Here is an 18,131-nt window from a genome sequence, read left to right as displayed (position 1 = left end):
GCCGTGGACCCGAAGGGCGCATGCGCCCACGTGGGAGCCCCTGCCCCTACCGGACCGCGCTGTCGGTGCCGAGGTCAACCGCCGTACACTCCCGGAGTGACCGTCACCGCAACTTCCGTGGGCGAGTCGGACCAGCTGCAGCCGCAGATCGCGCCCGCCTCGCGCGCGGCACGCCTCGTGCGCCTGGTTCCGGCCCTCGCCGCGGCGCTCTCCGGAGTGCTGCTCTACGTCAGCTTCCCGCCGCGCACCTTGTGGTGGCTGTCCCTGCCGGCCTTCGCCGTCTTCGGCTGGGTGCTGCGCGGCCGTGGTTGGAAGGCGGGCCTGGGCCTCGGCTATCTCTTCGGCCTCGGCTTCCTGCTGCCGCTGCTGGTGTGGACCGGTGTGGAGGTCGGCCCCGGCCCCTGGCTCGCGCTCGTCGCGATCGAGGCGGTCTTCGTCGCGCTGGTGGGTGCGGGAGTGGCCGCGGTGTCGAAGCTGCCGGGCTGGCCGGTGTGGGCGGCGGCGCTGTGGATCGCCGGAGAAGCGGCACGCGCGCGTGCGCCGTTCAACGGCTTCCCCTGGGGCAAGATCGCGTTCGGCCAGGCCGACGGCGTCTTCCTGCCGCTCGCCGCGGTGGGCGGCACCCCGGTGCTCGGCTTTGCGGTCGTTCTCTGCGGCTTCGGTCTGTACGAGGTGGTACGCCTGGCAGTCGAGGCGCGCCGCACGCGGGCCGTTCAGCGATCCGCTGCGGCGGTCGCTCTGCTGAGCGTGGCCGTACCGGTGGTGGGCGCCGTGGCCGCACGACCGCTGGTCAGCGACAAGGCCGAGAAGGGCACCGCGACCGTGGCGGTCATCCAGGGCAATGTGCCGCGCGCCGGACTGGACTTCAACTCCCAGCGACGAGCCGTACTGGACTACCACGCGCGCGAGACGGAGCGTCTGGCCGCGGAGGTCAAGGCGGGCAAGGTCCCACAGCCCGACTTCGTGCTGTGGCCGGAGAACTCCTCCGACATCGACCCCTTCGCCAACGCCGACGCGCGCGCCGTCATCGACACGGCCGCCAAGACGATCGGCGTGCCCATCTCCGTCGGCGGCGTCGTCGAACGGGACGGCAAGCTGCTCAACGAGCAGATTCTGTGGGACCCGGTCAAGGGCCCCGTCGACACCTACGACAAGCGGCAGATCCAGCCGTTCGGCGAGTACCTGCCGTTGCGCTCGCTCGTCGGCGCGATCAACGAGAACTGGACGTCGATGGTCCGCCAGGACTTCAGCCGGGGCAGCGAGCCGGGTGTGTTCACCATGGACGGCGCCAAGGTCGGCCTCGTCACCTGCTACGAAGCTGCCTTCGACTGGACCGTGCGCTCCGAGGTCACCGACGGCGCGCAGATGATCTCCGTGCCGAGCAACAACGCGACCTTCGACCGCAGCGAGATGACCTACCAGCAGCTCGCCATGTCCCGCGTCCGCGCCGTCGAGCACAGCCGAACCGTCACCGTCCCGGTGACCAGCGGCGTCAGCGCGATCATCATGCCGGACGGGACGATCACGCAGAAGACGGGCATGTTCGTGGCCGACTCGCTGGTCCAGAAGGTTCCGCTGCGCTCCAGCGAGACGCCCGCCACCCGGCTCGGCATCCTGCCGGAGATCGCCCTGGTGCTCGTCGCCGCGGGCGGCCTCGGCTGGGCGATCGGCGCCGGGACGCGCGCGCGACGTACCCGCGACGTGTAGCCGTACGCCCCTCGCACGCCCCCGGAACTCGCCGGGGGCGCCGCCCATGGCCCGCTAGGGTCGGGCCATGGCTACTCCTGACTTCATTCGTACGATCCGGGCCTCGGCCGGTCATCAACTGCTGTGGCTTCCCGGGGTCAGCGCCGTCGTCTTCGACGACGAGGGGCGGATCCTGCTGGGGCAGCGCGCGGACAACGGCAAGTGGACGGTGATCAACGGCATCCCGGAGCCGGGCGAGCAGCCCGCGGTCGCCGCCGTGCGGGAGGTGTACGAGGAGACGGGCGTCCGATGCGTCGCCGAGCGGGTGGTCCTCGTCCGAGCCGGGAACGAGGTCACCTATCCCAACGGCGACACCTGCCAGTTCATGGACATCACCTTCCGCTGCCGGGCCGTCGGCGGCGAGGCACGGGTGAACGACGACGAATCGCTGCAGGTCGGCTGGTTCGAGGTGGACGCGCTGCCCGTGATGGACGAACGTCAGCTGTTCCGGATCAAGCAGGCACTGTCCAATGAACCCACGTGGTTCGAACCTATGAGTTCGCACTGAAGTATGGGTCGTGACCATATGTGGGCTGGCGAGGGTGCTGCCTAGGGTCGAGCCATGACCCCGCCCAACACCCACCCGGCTCACGGCTCGTCCCTGGCCTCCCCGCTCGACCTCGGTGGCCGCACCGCTCTCGTCACCGGTGCGGCCGGTGGTATCGGCCGTGCCTGTGCGCTGCGGCTGGCGGCCGCAGGGGCCAAGGTGAGAGCGGTCGACCGGGACGCCGCGGGCTTGGAAGCGCTTGCCGAGCGGGCACGGGGCCTCGCCGGCGCCGTCGAACCGCACGTCCTCGACCTCACCGATCTGGACGCCGCCGAACTCGCCGCCGCAGGCACCGACATCCTCGTCAACAACGCCGGGCTGCAACTGGTGCGCCCCATCGAGGAGTTTCCGGCCGATGTCTTCCACACCGTGCTCACCGTGATGCTGGAGGCGCCGTTCCGGCTCATCCGTGGTGCCCTGCCCCATATGTATGGGCAGGGCTGGGGCCGGATCGTCAATGTGTCCTCGGTCCATGGGCTGCGCGCCTCGGCCTTCAAGTCTGCCTATGTGGCCGCCAAACATGGTCTGGAGGGACTCTCCAAGACTGCCGCCCTGGAGGGCGCACCCCATGGAGTCACCTCGAACTGTGTGAACCCTGCCTATGTGCGCACCCCACTGGTCGAGAAGCAGATCGCCGACCAGGCCCGGGCGCACGGTATCCCCGAGGAGCGGGTGCTGTCCGAGGTGCTGCTGCAGGACAGCGCGGTCAAGCGGCTCATCGAACCGGAGGAGGTCGCGGAGGCCGTGGCGTACCTGTGCAGCTCGCAGGCGTCCTTCGTGACCGGCACGTCGCTGGTGCTCGATGGTGGCTGGACCGCGCACTGAGCGGGGCGCGCGGACGGAATTCCGAGTTATCCACAGGGCTGACGGGGCGGCGGTGCGATGAGCAATCCTGTGGGCATGTCCCGCGATCACGTGAAGTCCGCCTCGCGTTCCGCCGCTGCCGGAGCGCCCCTGAGCAGCGCCGAGACGCCGTTTCTCGAGCTGCTGGCCAGGGGTGCGTCCGCCGATGCCTACGAGCAGCCGGTGCTGCTCGCCCGTGCCGAGGGCAGACCGACGGAGCGGATCGTCGCCCTCGAACAGGCCAAGCTGCTCGCGCTGCGCGTGCGCTCCGAGCTGGAGGGGCGGCGCAGGCGGGAGGCCGAGCTGTCGGCTCTCTTCGAGACCGCCCATGACCTGGCCGGTCTCCGGGACCTGGACGCGGTACTGCAGGCGATCGTGCAGCGCGCCCGGTCGCTGCTCGGCACGGACGTCGCCTATCTCAGCCTGAACGACCCGGCCAGGGGCGACACCTATATGAGGGTGACCGAAGGCTCGGTCGCCGCCCGGTTCCAGCAGCTGCGGCTCGGCATGGGCGAGGGCCTCGGCGGACTCGTCGCGCAGACCGCCCGCCCCTATGTCACCGACGACTACTTCAAGGACGACCGCTTCCAGCACACCCTCACCATCGACGCCGGCGTGCGCGACGAGGGGCTGGTGGCCATCCTCGGGGTGCCCCTGATGCTGGGGCACCACGTGATCGGCGTCCTCTTCGCGGCGGACCGGCGCGCCCGGGTCTTCGAGCGGGAGCAGATCGCGCTGCTCGGCTCCTTCGCCGCCCTCGCCGCGGCCGCCATCGACACCGCGAACCTGCTCACCGAGACCCGCTCGGCCCTCGCCGACCTGGAGCTGGCCAACGAGATCATCCGGGACCGCAGCGGAGTCATCGAACGGGCCTCGGACGTCCACGACCGGCTCGCCGAACTCGTGCTGCGCGGCGGCGGGGTGCACGACGTGGCCGCCGCGGTCTCCGAAGTCCTCGACGGCACGGTCGAGTTCGCAGAGGCCGCCGCCGCACCTGCCAGAGCGCTGGAGACATCCCGCGCCGAAGGCCACGCGGTACGGCACGACGCCGACTGGATCGCCGCGGTGACCGCAGGCGGCGAACTGCTCGGCGCACTCGTGCTGCACGGCCACCCCGGCCTCGACCCCGTCGACCAACGCACTCTGGAGCGGGCCGCGATGGTCACCTCCCTGCTGCTCCTCGCCCGGCGCTCCGCCGCCGAGGCCGAACAGCGCGTCCGGGGCGAGCTGTTGGACGACCTGCTCGACGCCCGCGACCGCGACCCGCGTCTGCTGCGCGAGCGCGCGGCGCGGTTGGACGCCGACCTCGACGCCGGGCATGTCGTGCTCGCCGCCCGCCTCGACGTCGTTGCCGCCGACGCCGACCAGGAGGCGGCCGCCCGCAGACGCCTGTGGTCCGCCGCGTCCCACCTCGCCGCGACCCGGCACGGCCTGGCCGCCGCCCGCGACGGCGGCACGGTGCTGCTCCTGCCCCTCGAAGCGGGGGACACCGCCAGCGCCCTGGCCCGCCGCACCGCCCGACAGCTCGGCACGGCCGTCCATGAGGCGGTCACTGTCGGCGCCTCCGCCCCGGTGGGGGAGTTGGCCGCCCACCCGGACGCCGTCGCCGCCGCCTATGAGGAGGGCCGGCGTTGCCTCGAAGCCCTGCGGCTGCTCGGGCGCTCCGGAGACGGTGCCGCCGCCGAGGACTTCGGGTTCCTGGGGCTGCTGCTGGCCGGGGACCGGGACATCGCGGGCTTCGTCGACCGTACGATCGGCCGGGTCGTCGCGTACGACGAACGGCGCGGCACCGACCTGCTGCGCACCCTCGACGCGTACTTTGCCTGCGGGATGAGCCCGGCGCGTACCAAGGACGAACTGCACGTCCATGTGAACACGGTCGCCCAGCGCCTGGAGCGTGTCGGCCGCCTCCTCGGCGACGACTGGCAGAGCCCGGCCCGCGCGCTGGAGATCCAACTGGCCCTGCGGCTGCACCGGTTGTCGTCGCCGGGACAGCACTGACCCCCGCACGCACGGCGTACGGGGGCTGGTTCCAGGGGTTTGGTCGTTCGGCCAGATGTCAGACAGTGCGCGCGTCCGCCGCCCGGGTCGTCGCGGGGTCCGCGTCCGCGGGGGACTCGACCTCGGCAAGGTCCCGGTGGCGGGTCTCCTTGGCGGCGCCCACCGCGATCACCGTCACAACGGCCGCGGCGATGACGTACAGGGCGATCGGGGTGGAGCTGCCGTAGTCGGACAGCAGCGCGGTGGCGATGAGCGGCGCGGGCGCGCCGGCCGCGACCGAGGCGAACTGGGCGCCGATGGAGGCACCGGAGTAGCGCATCCGGGTCGCGAACATCTCGGAGAAGAAGGCGGCCTGGGGCGCGTACATGGCGCCGTGCAGTACAAGGCCCACGGTCACGGCGAGGATCAGGTTGCCGAACCCACCGGTGTCGATGAGCGAGAAGAACGGGAACATCCACAGCCCGACACCGACAGCGCCGAGCAGGTAGACGGGACGGCGGCCGACGCGGTCGGACAACGCCCCCCAGCCCGGAATGACGGCGAAGTGCACGGCGGAGGCGATCAGTACGGCATTGAGGGCGGTCTGCTTGGAGACGCCGGCCGAGGTGGTGGCGTAGACGAGGATGAAGGCGGTGATCACGTAGTAGCTGATGTTCTCCGCCATGCGCGCGCCCATCGCGACCAGCACGTCCCGCCAGTGGTGCTGCAGCACGGAGACCAGCGGCAGCTTCTCGGCCGCGCCTGAGCTCGCAGTCGTGCCCGCCTGCGCGACCTTGCGTGCCTCCGCCTGTGCCAACGCCTGCTTGAAGACGGGTGATTCATCGACGGACAGACGAATCCACAAACCGACGATCACCAGTACGCCCGAGAGCAGGAACGGTATGCGCCAGCCCCATGTGTTGAAGGCGCTGTCCGACAGGACGGCCGTCAGCAGGGACAGCACGCCGGTCGCCAGGAGTTGCCCTGCAGGCGCGCCGGTCTGCGGCCACGAGGCCCAGAAGCCGCGCCGCCGCGCGTCCCCGTGCTCGGACACCAGCAGCACGGCCCCGCCCCACTCACCACCCAGCGCGAAGCCCTGCACCAGGCGCAGCATGGTCAGCAGCGCAGGTGCGGCGGACCCGATGGTCGCGTACGTCGGCAACAGCCCGATCGCGAAGGTCGCCCCACCCATCAGCAGCAGACTCAACACCAGCAGCTTCTTGCGGCCGAGCCGGTCGCCGTAATGCCCGAAGACGAGAGCACCCAGCGGCCGGGCCGCGAATCCGACGGCGTACGTCAGGAAGGACAGGAGTGTGCCGACGAGCGGGTCGGATTCCGGGAAGAACAGCCTGTTGAAGACGAGGGCGGCGGCGGAGCCGTAGAGGAAGAAGTCGTACCACTCGATGGTGGTGCCGATGAGGCTGGCGGCGACGATGCGACGGAGGTTCGCGGGTGGTGGGGGAGCGGTGGTTCCGGAGGCCATGTGCGCCACTTCCTCGTGTGCGGTGGGGACGGGTTCGTGTCGGAACACCGTAGGAATCCGCAGGCCAGGCGCACATGTGGTGGGACAACATAGTTCGCGGTCGGAGTGTGAGCGTGGCCTCTAGGTCAGGGGGGTCTCTATGCCCGAACGAGGAGCTCGATTGGCGGCGAACGAGGTCGGTCGGGTGTGCGTATTTTGGCGTAGTTTGACGGCAGGGTGCTGGCTCCGGTGCTGGTTTGGTGCTGACTAAAAGGCCACGTCATCACCAGCCTTCACCCCTCCCGTGATGACTTGGTGGTGACAACGCAGCGTTGAACTCCGGCCTTTGGGCTCGTCGGGCGAGGCTTCGTAGGCGACGGCCTTGTCCGGCGATCCCGAAGCCCACCGCTGACTAGCTCGCCAATGAGATCTCGCAGTGCCCGTATCTGTGGCGTCCTGGAGGGACTTCGCGGGACGCGAGTTCGTGCCAGCAGGTTCTTCGTCTGCTGGTGGTACATCGCTGACATGCCTGTGGCCGGAGAGCGGCATGAGACCCGTAGGGTCGCGGGTATGACGGGCGATCAGCAGCAGGAGCAGGCCGTGGCGGGCGCCTGGGCGAGGATCGAGGAGTGGCTGGAGCAGCACGCTCCGCGCTCCTACCGGATGCTTCCTCCGCCCGCCCCGGAGGCCGACATCCGTGAGGTCGAGCAGGAACTCGACCTCACCGTCCCGCCGGGCCTCAAGGCCTTCTACCGCCTCCGCAACGGCACGGGTCACCCCGGTGACTGCGGCTGGACACCCGAACCCGAGACCGGGCTCCCCCTGCAAGGACAGGAAACAGCCTGGCTGTTGCCGAGGAAGCATGGGATCCCTCCGGTGCAGCATCTGCCTTACTGGGATGAAGGCCCTCACACGATCGGCTTGCCGGACGACCCCATGGTGCGGTACCTGGCCTTCGCCGCGACCGACCGCAGCGGTCTGTACGGGCTGTTCACGGACTGCACCCCAGGCCCCGGCTACGGACGGATCGGAACCTTCGAAGAGGCCGGCATCCCCAAGCTGGGCGTGTGGCCGTCGTTTGCCGACTACCTCATCGAAGTCGCCGATGCCCTGTACGAGAACCGCGGCGTGGAGTACGCGGACGGACGCCAGGACACGAAGGTGCCCGGTCTCGTCGATCAGGCCCTGGTGTGGGAGGGTCCGGCACATCCGCGGGACCCGGCCTGGACACGCTTCGCATAGCACTGTGGCCGGAACACCACAGGGTGCTCCGGCCACAGGCTTGGTCAGTTAAGGGTCAGGTCAGCCGACCTTCTTCCATGCGCAGACCGTGTCGGCGTTCTTGCAGTGCTCGAAGCCGGGATCGCTGATGAGGAACCCCTCCTTGTCGAGCAGCCGCATCTGGGGAACGAACTCGATGCCGAGGTCGAGGAAGGCGCCGGTGTTCTGATCCGTGGGGACGGAGGCACGACCACACTTTTCGTTCCACTTCGGGCCGGTGTAGCCGTCGCGGTTTTCTGCAAGCAGTCCCCACGTTCCGCCTGTCATGGGTTTGGTGTAGAGCTGTGCGCATTCCTTCCCGGAGGCGACCTGGTTCGGACCGTTCGGCATGCCGCCACTCTGGTACGTGCTTGCGGGCGCGTACTCGTCGCACGATCCGTCGGGCGTAGCAGGGTTGGGCCTGAAACCGGTTACCGGAGGTGAAGAGCTGGGGCCATGCGCTGTTTCCCTGGTAGACGGCGATGGCCACTTCACTCGACGACGAGCGGACGCGACCCGATCGGCGACTATGCGGCCTTCCAGAAACGGGACCCCACAGCGGGGCCGTGGTGCTGGTCGGGTAGGCGTCGCTCAGCTGGTACACCCGATTCCGCGATACGCCTCGACGTGTCCCTTGACCAGCAGGTCGCACACTTCCCTTGGCTACCCCGGAGAACGCCTCGACACGGATCCGGTTGAGGTGGAACACCTGATCGGTTCCGACGCACACGGTCCGGCCCATCTTGTGCCGCGTGTCCCGGACGCTGGACGAACCGGCGAAGGCCAGCTGCCCTGTGGCTCCAGCGCGCGCGTGTGATTCATCACAGCAGGTTATGTTGTGCACAATTTAATTGCTGGCTAGCGTTTGGAGTCGACAGCACCATCACAGGGAGGCAGCACCATGGATCCCGTCCGCTACGCGGATTACCGCTCCGTTGAACGTCCGACCTATCAAGAGGAGTTGGACGCAGTGGTCGCGCAGGTGGCGCAGCGCACCGGCGCCTCGGTCGAGCGCGAGGCCGTCGGCCGCGCCGTCCGGACCGCCCACGGAAAGACGTACGGCCTCCTCAAGGCCACTGTTACTGTCGGTGACAACCGGGGCTTCCACGGGCAGGGCATCTTCGCCCGGCCCACCGTGTACGACGCCGTCGTCCGCTACTCCAACGGCCTGGGCCACCAGCGTCCCGACCACCAACTGGGCGCGGCGTGCGGGATGGGCATCAAGCTGTTCGGGGTCCCCGGCTCCACACTGCTGGCCGACGAACCGGACACCGGTACCTTCGACCTCAACCTGATCAACAACGAGGTCTTCTTCGCCAACACCGCCTACGACTACATGGTCATCGAGGAGCTCTTCGCGGAGCTGCCCGAGGCCCTGGTGAACCCCGCCCGCCGCAAGACCTGGATGGCGGAGTTCCTGACCCGCCGGGGCACGCTCACCGATCCCGACGGCTGGCTGTGGGACGAACTGTTCGCCATGCTCTCGTTCACCACCGTCCCTCGACGGAACCTGCTGTCGTACACCTACAACAGCATGGGCGCCTTCCGGTACGGCGACCACATCGCCAAGATCCGCACCGTGCCGACGGCCGAGTCCCTGGCCGCTCTCACGCACCAGATCGTGGACGTGCGCGCGGACAACGAGGCGTTCCGCCGCACTCTGGTTGCCGAGGTGGCGGAGCGCGACCACTCCTTCGAGCTCCAGGTGCAGCTCAACACCGATCTGGCCCGGATGCCGGTGGACAACACCTCCGTGAAGTGGCCCGAGGAGCTGTCCCCCTGGGTGACGGTCGCCCGGGTTGACCTGCCGCGCCAGGACATCGGCGGGGACGACAACCTCGTGGCCGCCGACGCCACGTCGGTCACACCGTGGCGCTCGCGAGAGGAGCACCGGCCCCTCGGCGAGATTCAGCGGGTGCGGCAGGAGGTCTACCGGCGCTCTTCCATCGAACGGCACCGCATCAACGGACAAGAGCGGCGCGAACCGGCCGGCAGCGCGGAACTGCTCGGCTGAGCCGCCTCGGCCGGAGCTCGCAAGCCGCGGCAAACGGGCAGTGGCGGAACGGCACGCGTTTCCGGAGTGGCTTTCCGGAGTGGCGCGGGCCACCCTCTTGACGCTCCGGCCGCCCGGCCCAGTTGACGTCGGTAGTGTGGCCGTCGTGGACATGCTGCACCTGCGTTACTTCGTCGCCGTCGCCGAGGAACTCAACTTCTCGCAGGCGGCACGCAGATTGCACATGGCAGCTTCTCCGCTGAGCCAGCGGATCAAGGATCTGGAACGCGAGCTCGGTCACGAGCTGTTCGAACGCACCACCCACCGGGTCGATCTGACGTCGGCGGGCGCCGCCCTGCTGCCGATGGCGCGCGACATCCTCGAGCGGGTCAACTCGATCCCGTGGCGGCTGAGCGAGGCGGTGCGGCCGCGGCTGGACCGGCTGTTCATCGGGATGCCCGCCGGGGTGCACCCGCTGCTGCGGGAACGGGTCCGGATGCTGGAGGAGGCATGCCAGGAGGTGTGCGAGCTCAAGCGCTGGCCCGGCACCTCGGCGGACCTGGCGGACGCGGTGCACGACGGGAAGCTGGCGATGGCGCTGGCCCGGCTGCCGGTCTCCGACCCGGCGCTGGAGATCATCGAGGTGATGAGGGAGCGGCTGGGAGCCGCGGTGCCGGCCGACCGGTTCGCGGGGCGGGAGTCGGTCACCCTCGAAGAGCTGGCCGATCTTTCCTATGTGGCGGTGCCGTACGACGCCACCCCGGCCTATTTCGAGGAAATCGACGCCCGACTGAATTCGGGGGGCGTGAAGAAAAGAATCCGCATCAACATGGCGGATTACTCGGGTACCTCGGAATTGATTTCCTCGGGTATCGCCTTCTCGATGACCATGCTCTCGCCGGAGAGCCCGATGCACCTGTACCGGCTGGACAACGTGGCCGTGCTGCCGGTCGACGGCTTCCAACCCGCCCTGCCCACAGGGCTGTTGTTTCGCAAGGACCGGGCGGGCGAGGGCGGCGACCTGAGCGGTGTCGCCGCCCTGGCGCGGCAGATATTCACTGAGGTCATGTCCGTCTGACCGCTGTGGTCACACCCGCGTTCGTCAATTGATCATTCCTTCTTAACTCGTTCACGCATAACGTCGTCGGTGGAAACATTCGCCATGAAATTACTGCGTGAACACGTGAACAGGAGTGATGATGGACATCACGGCCGTCGGCACCACAGGTCCACTGGACGGCGTACGGGTGATCGATCTGTCAACGGTGGTGATGGGGCCCTACGCGACGCAGATCCTCGGCGACCTCGGCGCCGACGTCATCAAGATCGAGTCGCCGTCCGACACGGTACGGGTGGGCCCCTACCGCACCACACCCGGCATGACCCCGCTCAACCTCAACGTCAACCGCAACAAGCGCAGCGTGGCGTTGAACCTGAAGGACGACACCGACCGGGCACGGGCCCTGGAACTGATCGACAGCGCCGACATACTGGTCACCAACATGCGCCCGGGCGCCCTCGCCCGCCTCGGCCTCGACCACGCCGCCATCGCCGCCCGCAACCCCGGCCTGGTCTACGCCCACGCCCAAGGCTTCCGCAGCGACTCCGACCGGGCCGGCAACGCCGCCTACGACGAGACGGTCCAGGCCGCTTCCGGCCTGGTCGACGTGGCCAACCGAGCCCTGGGGACCCCGGCGTACCTCCCGACGATCATCGGCGACAAGGTCTGCGCGCTGACCATCGTCTACACGGTGCTCGCCGCGCTCGTCCACCGCGCCCGCACCGGCACCGGCCAGTACATCGAGATCCCGATGACCGACACGCTCATCGCCTTCAACCTCGTCGAGCACCTGGCCGGCCATGTCTTCGAACCCGCGCAGGGCCCCACCGGGTTCCCGCTGTCGATGAAGCGGGGCCACCGAGCGGTACCCACCAAGGACGGCCTCGCCTGCGTCATCCCGTACAACCCGCAGAACTTCCGGGACTTCTTTATCGCAGCCGACCGCGCCGACCTTGCTGCTGACCCACGTGTCAACGGCGAGTCCATCGCCGATGACGACGTCGACGCGCTGATGGAGCTGGTGGGGGAGTGCTCGCCGAGCCTGACCACCGAGGAGTGGGCCTCGGTCTGCGCCAAGCACAGCATCCCGATGGCTCCCGTGCTCGAACTCGACCGGGCGGCCGAGGACCCCTATGTGCGGGGCGGCGGGCTGCTCGACGTGGTCGACCACCCCAGCGAAGGCACCATCCGCTCGATCGGCATCCCGGTGCGGTTCTCCGCCACGCCGGGATCGGTCCGCCGGCCCGCCCCGCTGCCCGGCCAGCACACCGACGAGGTCTTCCGGGAACTCGCCGTCGGCCGCTGACCCACCGTCAACCAAGGACACACACCATGCACAGCACCACCGAGGTGCGGACCGAGGCCAACGGTTCCACCCTGCTCATCACCATCGACCGGCCCAAGGCGCGCAACGCGGTCGATGCGGCCGTCGCCGCCGGACTGTCCGCGGCACTGGACCACCTGGAAACGGACCCCGCCCTGCGGGTCGGCGTACTCACCGGAGCCCAGGGCACGTTCAGCGCCGGGATGGACCTCAAGGCCGCGCTGGCCGGCGAATCGCCCGAGATACCGGGGCGCGGTTTCGGCGGTCTCACCCAGGCCCGCACGACCAAGCCACTCATCGCCGCCGTCGAGGGCTGGGCCATGGGAGGCGGATTCGAACTGGCCCTCGGCTGCGACCTGATCGTGGCCGCCGACGACGCCCGCTTCGGCCTCCCGGAAGTCAGCCGCGGACTGATCGCGGCGGGCGGCGGAGTGATCCGGCTGCCCAAGCGCATCCCCTACCACCTGGCGATGGAGCTGCTGCTGACCGGCGAGCCGATCTCCGGCGAACGCGCCGGACAACTGGGCATCGCCAACCATGTGGTCCCGGCCGGAGAGACGGTCGCCGCCGCACTGCGCCTGGCCGAGCGCATTGCGCAGAACGCCCCACTGGCCCTCGCCGCCGTCAAGGAACTCGTCCGCACCGCCGACGGAGCCCCGGAGGAGGCGGCGTTCGCCGCGCAGACGCAGGTGATGGCCTCGCTCGCGGCCTCCGCCGACGTACGCGAGGGCATGACCGCCTTCACCGAACGCCGTTCCCCGGTCTGGCAGGGCCGGTAGGGCCGGTAGGACCCCAGGACCCCAGGACCCGAGGGAGAACACACCATGAACCAGCAGGACGTGCCCCGGCACATCGCGACGCCGCTGGCCAACCCGGCCTATCCACCGGTCGTGCCGCGCTTCACCAACCGCGAGTACCTCAACATCGTCTACCGCACCGACCCCGAGGCGCTGCGCGCGGTGGTACCCGAACCACTGGAGATCGACGAGCCGCTGGTGCGCTTCGAGGTCATGCGCATGGGCGACGTCAGCGGGTACGGCCCGTACACCGAGTCCGGCCAGGCGATCCCCGTCCGCCACGAGGGGGAGCGCGGCGAGTATCTGCACGCCATGTACCTGGACAACCTCCCGGCCATCACGTCCGGCCGCGAGGCCAGTGCCTATCCCAAGACGGCAGGCTCGCCCGCCCTGTACGTCGACCACGGCGCGCTGGTCGGGGTCCTCGACGTCGGCACTCTCCGGGTGGCGACCGCGACGATGGGCTACAAGCACTACGAGTTGTCGGTCGAGGAGGCCGTGGCCCAGGTCGGTGTGCCGACGTACATGCTGAAGCTGGTCCCGGGATTCGACGGGGCGCCGCAGGTCGCCCAGCTGGTGCGCACCGAGATCACCGACATCACGGTGAAGGGTGCCTGGACCGGCCCCGCCCGGCTGGAGCTGTTCGCGCACGCGCTGGCACCGCTGGCCGACCTGCCGGTCCGCGAGATCGTCTCCGCCAGCCACATCCTGACCGATCTGACCCTGGCGCCGGTCAAGCCCGTCCACGACTACCTGGCCCACCCCGCCGCCCCCGCCCACTTCGCTCGGTGAGCACGGCCAGGCCACGGACGCAGAGAGAAGAGCAGAGAGAAGACATGTGATGACCAAGCCCTTCACCGCCGCCGCGGTCGTCGGCGCCGGGACGATCGGCCTGTCCTGGGCCGCGCTGTTCGCCGGCCACGGCATGCGGGTACGGATCACCGACCCGCGGCCGGACCTGGCCGAGGCCGTCGACCAGACACTCGACCAGGCCACCGGCCATCTGGCCGCGCAAGGCCTGGACGTGAGCGGCCTCACCGAGCGGGTGCACATCGCCGACGACCTCGCCGACGCGGTACGCGACGCCGACGTCGTGCAGGAGAACGGCCCGGAGAACGTCGCCTTCAAGCGGAAGCTGTTCAGCGACCTGGTCGCCGCCGCCCCCGCGCACGCGCTGCTGCTCAGCTCCTCCTCGGCGATTCCGTCGACGGCGTTCACCGACACCATCGAGGACGCCGGCCGCATCCTGATCGGCCACCCATTCAACCCACCGCACCTGGTACCGCTGGTGGAGGTGGTGCCCGGAGAGCGCACCTCGCCGGAGAGCGTGGCCCGGGCCGTGGAGTTCTACCGCTTCGTCGGCCGGGTCCCGGTCGTCGAACGCAAGGAGATCCCCGGCTTCGTCGGCAACCGCCTGCAGAACGCCCTCAGCCGGGAGGCCATCTACCTCGTCGAGCAGGGCGTCGTCAGCCCGGCGGAGCTGGACACCGTGATGGTGAACTCGCTCGGCCTGCGCTGGGCGACGGTGGGGCCGTTCCTCGGCGCGCACCTCGGCGGCGGCCCCGGTGGCTACCGGCACATGGCCGAGCACATCGGCGTGTCCATGCAGCAGATGTGGGACTCGCTCGGCCGCCCCGAGCAGAGCCCCGAACAGACCGAACGGCTCGTTGCAGCCGTCGAGGACGCCTACGGCTCCCGTTCCTACGCCGACCTCAGCCACGAACGCGACGCCAAGCAGATCGCCGTGCTGTCCGCCCGCGACAGCGCCACCAGCCCGGAGAAGGAGACCCGTTCATGACCGCCGTACTGCCCGAGAAGGCATCCGAGATCGCTTCCGTCGACGAGCGCCTGGCCGCGGACTTCTACGACGTCGAGTCGCTGCTGCCGCCGCACGAGCGCGAACTGCTGCTGCGCGCCCGGTCGTTCATGCGCTCCGAGGTCAAGCCGCTGGTCAACGAGTACTGGGCCAAGGGGGAGTTCCCCCGCGAACTCATCGGCAGGTTCCGCGAACTCGGACTCGCCGGTGTCCCCTACGAGGGCTACGGCGATCCCTCACCGGCCGGGAGCAATCTGCTGGTCGGCATGCTGTCGATGGAGTACACCCGCACCGACGCCTCCAGCGCCACCTTCTTCGGCGTGCACAACGGTCTGGCGATGTACAGCATCTACCGCGGTGGCGACCAGGAACAGCGGGACCGCTGGCTGCCCTCGATGGCCGCGCTGGACACCATCGGCGCCTTCGCGATGACCGAACCGCTCGGCGGCTCCGACGTGGCCGGCGGCATGCGCACCACCGCCCGCCGGGACGGCGAGAACTGGGTGCTCAACGGTGCCAAGCGGTGGATCGGCAACGCGACGTTCGCCGACCTGGTGGTGGTCTGGGCCCGCGACGAGGCCGACGACAAGGTCAAGGGCTTCGTGGTGGAGAAGGACACCCCGGGCTTCTCCCCGGTCAAGATCGAGAACAAGATCGCGTTCAGGATCGTGGAGAACGCCGAGATCACCCTGACCGACGTCAAGGTGCCTGAGGCCAACCGGCTGCAGCGGATCGACTCCTTCCGCGATGTGGCCGAGATCCTCCGCGCCACCCGCAGCGGTGTCGCCTGGCAGGCCCTCGGCGTGATGATCGGCGCCTACGAGCTGGCGCTGGACTACGCCAAGCAGCGCCGCCAGTTCGGCCGCCCGATCGCGCGGTTCCAGTTGGTGCAGGACCTGCTGGTCAAGAGCCTCGGCAACATCACCGCCTGTTGGGGCATGCTGGTCCAGCTCGCGCGACTGCAGGACGCCGGCGTCTTCCGGGACGAGCACTCCTCGCTGGCGAAGGCGTTCGTCACCTCGCGGATGCGCGAGGTGGTGGGATGGTGCCGGGAGATCTTCGGCGGCAACGGCATCGTCCTCGACTACGACATCGCCCGGTTCTTCGCCGACGCCGAGGCGATCTACTCCTTCGAAGGCACCCGCGAGATGAACACCCTCATCGTCGGCAAGGCGGTCACCGGCGAGAGCGCCTTCATCTGACCGTCAGCTCCCACAGGCCCCGCGCCGGCTCCGAGTGCAGTGTCCTCGGGGTCGGCGCGGACCAGTGCTCAGGCGCTGCCGTGGCTGTGAGGTGCGCTTGTGCCAGGCCACCGGGGGGTGCATGTGCCCCCGGTCGCGGGCTGTGCTGTGGTGCTTCGGCCAGGAGCCGCGCATGTGCGTATCCGGCCACGATCCCCTGCCCGCGCGGCCGGAAGTCGCGCTCGGGGCCATCCGGCCGGGAGGTGCTCTCTTGCCGTTCCAGCCGTGAAGTCGCGCCTTGCCGTTCCAGCCGTGAAGTCGCCGCTCGCGTTGCCGCGCCCCGGAGTGCGCTTGTGCTGCCGCGCCCAGGAGTTGCGCTTGTGCTGCGCGTCCCGGAGTCCCGCTCATGCTGCCGCATCCGGAGCAATGCGGCCCTCGGCGCGGTGCGCGACCGGCGCCGCCCGGCACCCGCCCTGTGCGCTGCGCACAAGTGCCGCCCCGAGCATCGTCGTCCGCGCCCATGGGCCGGGAGCACCGCCGATTCGTACCGTCTCTCCTCACGTACCGGACATCCGTCCCGCCTTCCCAGGGACGCGAACCCCGTCCGGCCGACGTCCGTCGACGTACTTCGAGGAGCCGACATGCACATCGCGGAACTGCCAGATCTGCGAGCCCGGCGGGAAGCGGACGGTCCCTGTATCGCTGACGATGTGTCAACTCTCGACAATGCAGCGTTCATTCGCCGCGTCCGGCGAGCCGCAGCGGCTCTGCGGGCGCGGGGCGCCGGACGCGGGGACGTGGTGGCGCTGCTGTTGCCCAACACAGCCGACTTCGTCGTCGCGCTGTTCGCCGCCTGGCGGCTCGGCGCGACGGTGACCCCGGTCAACCCGGAGCTGACCGAGACCGAGAGGCGCCACCAGCTCGATGACGCGGATGCCGTCGTGATCGTCACCGCCGAGCCGTCGCCGCTCACCGGGGCGGTCACGGTGGCCGAGCTGGCCACCGGGCCCGAGGACAGGGCCGCGCCGGAGACGGACGCGGATGCGCTCGCGCTGCTGATCTACACCAGCGGCAGCACCGGGCGCCCCAAGGGCGTGATGCTCGACCACGCCAACCTCGCCGCCATGGCGGGGATGATGATCGGCGCCGCCCGGCTGTCCGAGACCGACCACAGCCTGCTGATCCTGCCGCTGTTCCACGTCAACGGGATCGTGGTCGGCGTGCTGTCCCCGCTGCTGGCCGGCGGCCAGGTCACGGTGGCCGGACGGTTCCGGGCGGAGACCTTCTTCGATCTGGTCGCCTCGGTCCGCCCGACCTGCTTCTCCGCGGTTCCGGCGATCTACTCGATGCTCGCCGAACTGCCGGACCAGGCCGCGCCCGACACGTCCTCGGTGCGCTTCGCCGCCTGTGGTGCGGCCCCGATGCCGCCCGCGCTCATCGAGCGGTTCGAGCGGCGCTACGGCATCCCGATCCTGGAGGGCTACGGCCTGTCCGAGGGCACCTGCGCCTCCACCACCAACCCGCTGGACGGTCCGCGCAAGCCCGGCACGGTCGGATTGCCGTTGCCCGGCCAGCAGGTCGCCGTGATGGATGCGCAGGGCCGGATCATGCCGCCCGGAGCGACCGGCGAGGTGGTGGTGCGCGGGCCCAACGTGATGCGTGGCTACCTGGGCCGCCCGCTGGCGACCGCCCGTGCCGTGGTCGACGGCTGGCTGCACACGGGTGATGTCGGCCGCTTCGACGAGGACGGCTATCTGGTGCTGGTCGACCGCATCAAAGACATGATCATCCGGGGTGGGGAGAACATCTACCCCAAGGAGATCGAGACCGTCCTCGGCGACCACCCCGACGTGCTCGAAGCCGCCGTGGTGGGCGCCGCCGACGAGCGGCTCGGCGAAGTGCCGGTGGCCTTCGTGGCCCTGCGCCCGGGCGCGGCGGCAGACACCAGCGACCTGCTCGAACACTGCCGCGCCCGGCTGGCCAGGTTCAAGGTGCCCACCGAGATCACCCTCGTCGACCGCCTGCCGAGAAACCCCGTCGGCAAGACGGACAAACCCGCACTGCGGGCCAGGACCGCCGCCACCAGCGCCCTCACCACGGCCGGCTGAACGGGAACGGGAGG

General features: G+C 69.7%; 15 protein-coding genes. 13 read left to right on the top strand and 2 right to left on the bottom strand.

The genetic code is table 11. From position 1 onward, the window contains the following. Positions 1-96 precede the first annotated feature (96 nt). The 4 genes from lnt to EHO50_RS12520 all read left to right on the top strand — a co-directional run bounded on the left by lnt (position 97) and on the right by EHO50_RS12520 (position 5,137). Positions 97-1,707 carry an apolipoprotein N-acyltransferase gene (gene lnt, locus EHO50_RS12535; protein ID WP_128429962.1) on the top strand — a complete coding sequence of 537 codons (1,611 nt, stop codon included), beginning with the start codon at positions 97-99 and terminating at the stop codon, positions 1,705-1,707. A 67-nt stretch (positions 1,708-1,774) separates the two neighbouring features. Beyond that, the gene (locus tag EHO50_RS12530) at positions 1,775-2,254 is read left to right on the top strand and encodes an NUDIX hydrolase (RefSeq protein WP_128429961.1); all 480 of its coding nucleotides are present in this window, start codon (positions 1,775-1,777) and stop codon (positions 2,252-2,254) included. Between the two features lie 54 nt (positions 2,255-2,308). Further along, on the top strand, positions 2,309-3,118 hold the full coding sequence (locus EHO50_RS12525) for a 3-hydroxybutyrate dehydrogenase (RefSeq protein ID WP_128429960.1): 810 nt from the start codon (positions 2,309-2,311) through the stop codon (positions 3,116-3,118). 75 nt (positions 3,119-3,193) lie between these two features. Continuing rightward, positions 3,194-5,137, top strand: coding sequence for a helix-turn-helix domain-containing protein (locus EHO50_RS12520; RefSeq protein ID WP_128429959.1), 1,944 nt, complete (start codon positions 3,194-3,196; stop codon positions 5,135-5,137). A gap of 58 nt (positions 5,138-5,195) precedes the next feature. Here EHO50_RS12520 and EHO50_RS12515 read toward each other — a convergent pair whose 3' ends face one another. Then, positions 5,196-6,599: an MFS transporter gene (locus EHO50_RS12515; RefSeq protein WP_128429958.1), complete on the bottom strand. Its 1,404-nt coding sequence runs from the start codon at positions 6,597-6,599 to the stop codon at positions 5,196-5,198. Between the two features lie 549 nt (positions 6,600-7,148). On the opposite strand from EHO50_RS12515, the gene EHO50_RS12510 reads away from it, so the two are divergent. Continuing rightward, positions 7,149-7,820: an SMI1/KNR4 family protein gene (locus EHO50_RS12510; protein ID WP_246101124.1), complete on the top strand. Its 672-nt coding sequence runs from the start codon at positions 7,149-7,151 to the stop codon at positions 7,818-7,820. A 60-nt stretch (positions 7,821-7,880) separates the two neighbouring features. On the opposite strand, the gene EHO50_RS12505 is transcribed toward EHO50_RS12510, so the two are convergent. Beyond that, a complete protein-coding gene (locus EHO50_RS12505) occupies positions 7,881-8,189 on the bottom strand; it encodes a hypothetical protein (protein ID WP_246101123.1) in 309 nt (102 codons plus the stop codon). A 550-nt stretch (positions 8,190-8,739) separates the two neighbouring features. Here EHO50_RS12505 and EHO50_RS12500 point away from each other — a divergent pair. The 8 genes from EHO50_RS12500 to EHO50_RS12465 all read left to right on the top strand — a co-directional run bounded on the left by EHO50_RS12500 (position 8,740) and on the right by EHO50_RS12465 (position 18,117). Next, the gene (locus EHO50_RS12500; RefSeq protein ID WP_128429957.1) at positions 8,740-9,852 is read left to right on the top strand and encodes a catalase family protein; all 1,113 of its coding nucleotides are present in this window, start codon (positions 8,740-8,742) and stop codon (positions 9,850-9,852) included. A 136-nt stretch (positions 9,853-9,988) separates the two neighbouring features. Further along, positions 9,989-10,909: a LysR family transcriptional regulator gene (locus EHO50_RS12495; protein WP_246101122.1), complete on the top strand. Its 921-nt coding sequence runs from the start codon at positions 9,989-9,991 to the stop codon at positions 10,907-10,909. A 118-nt stretch (positions 10,910-11,027) separates the two neighbouring features. After that, on the top strand, positions 11,028-12,197 hold the full coding sequence (locus EHO50_RS12490) for a CaiB/BaiF CoA transferase family protein (RefSeq protein WP_220096438.1): 1,170 nt from the start codon (positions 11,028-11,030) through the stop codon (positions 12,195-12,197). Between the two features lie 26 nt (positions 12,198-12,223). Beyond that, a complete protein-coding gene (locus EHO50_RS12485; RefSeq protein WP_128429956.1) occupies positions 12,224-12,994 on the top strand; it encodes a crotonase/enoyl-CoA hydratase family protein in 771 nt (256 codons plus the stop codon). Between the two features lie 45 nt (positions 12,995-13,039). Continuing rightward, complete coding sequence (locus EHO50_RS12480; protein ID WP_128429955.1) at positions 13,040-13,804, top strand: acetoacetate decarboxylase; 765 nt, start codon at positions 13,040-13,042, stop codon at positions 13,802-13,804. Between the two features lie 49 nt (positions 13,805-13,853). Beyond that, positions 13,854-14,810 carry a 3-hydroxyacyl-CoA dehydrogenase NAD-binding domain-containing protein gene (locus EHO50_RS12475; RefSeq protein WP_128429954.1) on the top strand — a complete coding sequence of 319 codons (957 nt, stop codon included), beginning with the start codon at positions 13,854-13,856 and terminating at the stop codon, positions 14,808-14,810. Next, positions 14,807-16,030, top strand: a complete 1,224-nt coding sequence (locus EHO50_RS12470) for an acyl-CoA dehydrogenase family protein (protein ID WP_128429953.1) — start codon at positions 14,807-14,809, stop codon at positions 16,028-16,030. Before EHO50_RS12475 ends, EHO50_RS12470 begins: the two co-directional genes overlap by 4 nt. A gap of 620 nt (positions 16,031-16,650) precedes the next feature. After that, positions 16,651-18,117 (top strand): class I adenylate-forming enzyme family protein, encoded by a 1,467-nt coding sequence (locus EHO50_RS12465; RefSeq protein ID WP_128429952.1) that lies wholly within the window; start codon positions 16,651-16,653, stop codon positions 18,115-18,117. The last annotated feature ends 14 nt before the right edge of the window (positions 18,118-18,131 follow it).

Origin of the sequence: Streptomyces cyaneus, assembly GCF_004028635.1 — a bacterium.
Lineage (GTDB): Bacteria > Actinomycetota > Actinomycetes > Streptomycetales > Streptomycetaceae > Streptomyces > Streptomyces cyaneus.
Note: the sequence above shows the minus strand (reverse complement) of the source record. Positions and strands in the feature narration are given on the sequence as shown.

Coding starts and splice junctions, on each gene's coding strand:
- EHO50_RS12515 (WP_128429958.1), bottom strand. CDS start 6,599: ATGGCCTCCGGAACCACCGCTCCCCCACCACCCGCGAACCTCCGTCGC.
- EHO50_RS12510 (WP_246101124.1), top strand. CDS start 7,149: ATGACGGGCGATCAGCAGCAGGAGCAGGCCGTGGCGGGCGCCTGGGCG.
- EHO50_RS12530 (WP_128429961.1), top strand. CDS start 1,775: ATGGCTACTCCTGACTTCATTCGTACGATCCGGGCCTCGGCCGGTCAT.
- EHO50_RS12525 (WP_128429960.1), top strand. CDS start 2,309: ATGACCCCGCCCAACACCCACCCGGCTCACGGCTCGTCCCTGGCCTCC.
- EHO50_RS12480 (WP_128429955.1), top strand. CDS start 13,040: ATGAACCAGCAGGACGTGCCCCGGCACATCGCGACGCCGCTGGCCAAC.
- EHO50_RS12505 (WP_246101123.1), bottom strand. CDS start 8,189: ATGCCGAACGGTCCGAACCAGGTCGCCTCCGGGAAGGAATGCGCACAG.
- EHO50_RS12465 (WP_128429952.1), top strand. CDS start 16,651: ATGCACATCGCGGAACTGCCAGATCTGCGAGCCCGGCGGGAAGCGGAC.
- EHO50_RS12485 (WP_128429956.1), top strand. CDS start 12,224: ATGCACAGCACCACCGAGGTGCGGACCGAGGCCAACGGTTCCACCCTG.
- EHO50_RS12520 (WP_128429959.1), top strand. CDS start 3,194: ATGTCCCGCGATCACGTGAAGTCCGCCTCGCGTTCCGCCGCTGCCGGA.
- EHO50_RS12500 (WP_128429957.1), top strand. CDS start 8,740: ATGGATCCCGTCCGCTACGCGGATTACCGCTCCGTTGAACGTCCGACC.
- EHO50_RS12475 (WP_128429954.1), top strand. CDS start 13,854: ATGACCAAGCCCTTCACCGCCGCCGCGGTCGTCGGCGCCGGGACGATC.
- EHO50_RS12490 (WP_220096438.1), top strand. CDS start 11,028: ATGATGGACATCACGGCCGTCGGCACCACAGGTCCACTGGACGGCGTA.
- EHO50_RS12470 (WP_128429953.1), top strand. CDS start 14,807: ATGACCGCCGTACTGCCCGAGAAGGCATCCGAGATCGCTTCCGTCGAC.